At 69.8% G+C, this 3,782-nt stretch carries 4 protein-coding genes; 2 read left to right on the forward strand and 2 right to left on the reverse strand.

Annotated elements, in window-relative coordinates:
- A partial coding sequence (locus tag AC3XYG_RS41725; protein ID WP_489145819.1) for a 7-cyano-7-deazaguanine synthase occupies positions 1–522 on the forward strand: 522 nt, incomplete at its 5' end.
- Here AC3XYG_RS41725 and AC3XYG_RS41730 read toward each other — a convergent pair.
- Positions 506–1,774, reverse strand: a complete 1,269-nt coding sequence (locus AC3XYG_RS41730; RefSeq protein WP_489145820.1) for an MFS transporter — start codon at positions 1,772–1,774, stop codon at positions 506–508. The two genes, AC3XYG_RS41725 and AC3XYG_RS41730, sit on opposite strands and share 17 nt — an antisense overlap.
- A gap of 101 nt (positions 1,775–1,875) precedes the next feature.
- Positions 1,876–2,799 (reverse strand): LysR substrate-binding domain-containing protein, encoded by a 924-nt coding sequence (locus tag AC3XYG_RS41735; protein WP_489145821.1) that lies wholly within the window; start codon positions 2,797–2,799, stop codon positions 1,876–1,878.
- A gap of 102 nt (positions 2,800–2,901) precedes the next feature.
- Here AC3XYG_RS41735 and AC3XYG_RS41740 point away from each other — a divergent pair.
- Positions 2,902–3,782: alpha/beta fold hydrolase (locus tag AC3XYG_RS41740; protein WP_489145822.1), on the forward strand; the 881-nt coding region annotated here is incomplete at its 3' end.

Genomic DNA, 3,782 nt, shown 5'->3' on the forward strand with positions numbered 1-3,782 from the left:
CCCGACCACATGCTCGACCTCGGCGTGCTCGGCCAGCTCAGCGACACGGCGCTGACCCGCGATGTCGAGATCGCGATGCAGGACAACGGCCTGCCGAACACCTTCGTGCCCGGCCGCAACCTGATCTTCCTGAACTTCGCCGCCGCCCTGGCCTATCGCCGCGGCCTGCGCCATCTCGTGGTCGGCGTCTGCGAGACCGATTTCTCCGGCTATCCCGACTGCCGCGACGACACGATGAAGGCGATGCAGCTGGCGCTGAACCTGGGGATGGAGCGGCGCTTCGTCGTGCACACGCCGCTGATGTGGATCGACAAGGCAGAGACTTGGCGGATGGCGGAATCGCTGGGCGGCGGCGCGCTGGTCGAGCTGATCCGGGACGGGACCCACAGCTGCTATCTCGGCGACCGCGGCCAGTCGCACCGCTGGGGCCATGGCTGCGGCGAATGCCCGGCCTGCCAGCTACGCGCCGAGGGCTGGCGCGGCTTCCGCGCCGCCCCGGCCCGCGTCACCGTGCCCGGCTAGCCGACCCGTCCGGCACCGGCCGGCGCTGCAGGCTGCGGTGGACAGCCCAGTTGACCCCGGCCCCGGCCAGCATCAGCGCGCTGGTGGCGAAGAACACCGAGGACATGCCGAACTGCGCGCCGAGGAATCCGCCGGCCAGCGGCCCGGTGATCTGGCCGAGATACTGGGCCGACTGGGAATAGCCCAGCACGCCGCCCGTCACCGTGTCCGGCACGCTGTGCCGGATCAGCGAGGTGATCGACGGCAACAGCCCCGCCAGCGCCAGCCCCATCAGGAAGCGCAGGCCCACCAGCTGCCAGGCATCGGTGACGAAGGCCTGCGGGATCAGCAGCACGGCGCAGGCGACCAGGCAGCCGATCACCACGCCCCAGGCGCCGATCCGGTCGGCCAGCCGCCCGACGCGCGGGGCGGCGATGATGCTGGCCAGCGCCGCCGCCGCCATCACCAGCCCCGACATCAGGGCGATGCGCCCGCCCGCCGGCACCAGCTGGGCGACATAGACGGTGATGATCGGCTCGATCGACATGTTGGCGAACATCAGCATCAGCGCCGTCGCCAGCATGGCCAGGACCGGGCGCCGGTCCGGGATCGCCGCCCAGGTGCCGACGCGCGGCGCGCCTGCGGCCCGCCGGGCTGCCAGCGCGCCATGGTCCTCGCGGATCAGGAAGCAGGTCGCCAGGAAGGCGATGAAGATGGTGCCGCCGGCGGCGAAGAAGGTCTGCCGCAGCCCGATCAGGTCCGGCAGCACGCCGCCCACCAGTGGCCCGACGAAGCTGCCGGCCATGACGCCGATCGACAGCGTGCCGAGCGCCCAGGCGGAGCGGTCCTTCGGCGTCTGCATCGCCACCAGGATCACCGCGCCGGAGGCATAGCCGCCGGCCAGCCCGGTGAGCAGCCGCAGCGCCACCAGCTCGTAGACATTGTGCGCCAGCCCCATCATCGACATGACCACGGCCATGCCCAGGCTGGCGCGCACCAGCATCAGCTTGCGGCCATAGCGGTCGGCCAGCCGGCCCCACAGCGGCGACACCAGCGCCGCGGCCAGGAAGGTGATGCCGAAGGCGACGCCGGACCATTGCACGATCGCCGCCGGCGACGTCACGCCGAGATGCTCGACATAGAGCGGCAGGAACGGCAGCAGCAGCGTCATGGCGATGATGGTCGTGAACGACCCGAACAGGCAGACATAGAGATTCTGCCGCCAATGGACGGCTTCGGTCGAGGTCGTGGCGGTGGGGGTATCGGAGACCATGCGATGCCAAGTGTCTTCTTTCCCGGGCGCTGTCAACGCATCGGGGCAGGTGTATCTGCCATGCCGATGCAATCGCCGGGGCGCTGCCTGAGGCCGTCCCATCACGGCATCCGCGCCGCGATCGCCGCCAGTTCGGCCCGAAGCCGCGGTGTGGCATGGTCGACGAAGGCGCGCAGCACCGCGTTGCGCCGCGGGATCGGGTGGAACACCAGATGGACCGGAATCGGCTCCGGCTCGAACCCGGGCAGCAGGGCCACCAGCCGCCCGGCCGCCAGGTGATCGATCACCTGGTAGGACAGGGCCCGGCAGATGCCCCGGCCGCGGAGGGCGGCATCGATCGCCGCGCCGGCGCCGTTCAGCGCGATCCGCGGTTCGATCGCGACCGACATCGCCCGGTTGCGGGGTGCTGTGCGGTCGACAAAGCGCCACAGCTCGCGCTCATTGGCCTCCTCCTCGCCGAGACAGATGTGCCGCGGCAGCTCGGCCGGGCTGTCCGGCACGCCTGAGCGGTCGAGATAGGACGGGGCGGCGCAGACCAGCTTCCGCACCTCGCCCAGCCGCACCTCGACCACGCCGGAATCCGGCAGCGGCGCCAGGCGGACGGCGATATCCACCCCCTCCTCCACCAGATTCACCAGCCGGTCCAGCAGCAGCATGCGCGCCCGCACCGCCGGGTGGCCGGCCAGGAATTCCTCCAGCACCGGCATCACCTTCAGCCGGCCGAACAGCTCCGGCGCGGTGATCCCGATGGTGCCCGCCAACACACCGGCGCCCACATCGTTGCGCTCCGCCTCATCCAGTTCGGCCAGGACGTTGCGGTAGACGGCCAGGTGGCGCTCGCAGCTGTCGGTCAGCCGCAGGGTGCGGGCGTTCCGGTGCAGCAGCCTTTCGCCCAGCCGCGCCTCCAGCACCATGATCGCCCGCGTCACCGTGGCCGGCGACCGCCCCAACGCCCGGGCCGCAGCGGCAAGCGATCCCGCATCCACCACGGCGACGAAGATGCTCATGGCCTCGAGCCGATCCATGATTTCACCTTTTGCAATCTCAGATTGCCACCCTGCCCGGTTATTCCAGGATCGGAAACCACCCACATTCAGGGCCGAATGCAATCCCGACACGAGGCATCCATGCCGGCGTATGATTTCGGCCTGACCAGACGATTGATGCTGACCCTTCTCGGCGGTCTTGGCGGCCTCGCTGCCCTTCCCGTCGCCGCCCGGGCGGCGGCCCCGATTTCGCAGGAGACAGACGACATGACCGTGACCTACGGTACCAAGCAGGTCGGCGACACCTCGGTGTTCTATCGCGAGGCCGGGCCGCGCGACGCCCCGGTGCTGCTGCTGCTGCACGGCTTCCCGACCGCCGGCCACATGTTCCGCGACCTGATCCCGCTGCTGGCCGACCGCTACCGGGTGATCGCGCCCGACCTGCCGGGCTTCGGCAACACCATCACGCCGCCGCGCGCGTCCTTCGAGTACAGCTTCGACCATCTGGCCGAGGTGATCGACGGCTTCACCGAGGCCATGGGCCTGACGCGCTATGCCCTCTACATCTTCGACTATGGCGCGCCGACCGGGCTGCGGCTGGCGATGAAGCATCCGGAGCGGATCAGCGCCATCATCAGCCAGAACGGCAACGCCTATATCGAGGGGCTGAGCGCAGAATGGGGTCCGTGGCAGACCTATTGGCGCGAACCGACGGCGGCGAACCGCGAAGTTTGCCGCGCCTCGCTGACCGACGAGGCGATCAGCTTCCAGTACCAGCACGGCGCCCCGGCCGACCGGGTCTCGCCCGACGGCCACACCCTGGACAGCTTCTATATGCACCGGCCGGAGGCGCAGGAGATCCAGCTCGACCTGATCCTGAGCTACCGCACCAACGTGGCGCTGTATCCGGACTTCCAGGCCTATTTCCGCCAGCACCGGCCGCCGCTGTTGGCTGTCTGGGGCAAGAACGACGTGTTCTTCATCCCGCCGGGGGCCGAGGCCTACAAGCGCGACCTGCCGAA

This window comes from Inquilinus sp. (assembly GCF_057815775.1).

Coding starts and splice junctions, on each gene's coding strand:
- AC3XYG_RS41730 (WP_489145820.1), bottom strand. CDS start 1,774: ATGGTCTCCGATACCCCCACCGCCACGACCTCGACCGAAGCCGTCCAT.
- AC3XYG_RS41735 (WP_489145821.1), bottom strand. CDS start 2,799: ATGGATCGGCTCGAGGCCATGAGCATCTTCGTCGCCGTGGTGGATGCG.